The organism is Streptomyces milbemycinicus (genome assembly GCF_002154605.1).
GTDB lineage: Bacteria > Actinomycetota > Actinomycetes > Streptomycetales > Streptomycetaceae > Streptomyces > Streptomyces milbemycinicus.
This window is the reverse complement of record NZ_MUNE01000839.1, coordinates 1-573: the sequence shown is the minus strand read 5'-3', so window position 1 is coordinate 573 and position 573 is coordinate 1. Positions and strand designations below refer to the sequence as shown.

Genomic DNA, 573 nt, shown 5'->3' with positions numbered 1-573 from the left:
ACGCCGTCCAGGCCGCCCACCACACCCTGCGCACGGCCGAACGCGCCCGGGACAACCGGCTGGCGGAGCTGGCCAAGCAGCGCACGACCGCCGAGACCGCCGCCGACACCCTGCACCGGCTGCACGGCGAGACCAGCCGGCTGACCCGCTGGCACCAGCTGCCCGACGACCCGGGCAGCGGCGAGGAGGGCGCGGTCCGCACCCGCGCCGGGGTGCCCGAACCCCGGCTCACGAGCGGAGAGCTGACGGGCCGGGAAGGGACCGCACTCCTGGAGACGGTCACCGAGGAATCCGAGGAATCCCCGGTCTACACCCCCGCCACCGTCCTTGCGGACGGCTCGCCCGCCCTGACCTCGCCCGAGGGCACCACCCACCCGCTGCGCGACGTGCCCGAGGACGGCAAGTCCTTCTACCACGCGTTCATCGCCGCCCACGGCGGGATCACCGACGACGCCGACACCCTCCGCAGCCGGTTCGCCGAAGCGCTGGCCGCCCTCCCCGACGACTCCCCGCTGCTGGCCTACCTCGTCCCGGATGAGAAGGACACCTTCAGCGCGGCCGAGGTCGAAGCCG

1 protein-coding gene is annotated in these 573 nt (G+C 74.5%); it reads left to right on the top strand.

Features of this window, described 5'->3' with window-relative positions:
- On the top strand, positions 1 to 573 hold a 573-nt coding region (locus tag CCN51_RS55435; RefSeq protein WP_158104770.1), incomplete at both ends, for an OTU domain-containing protein.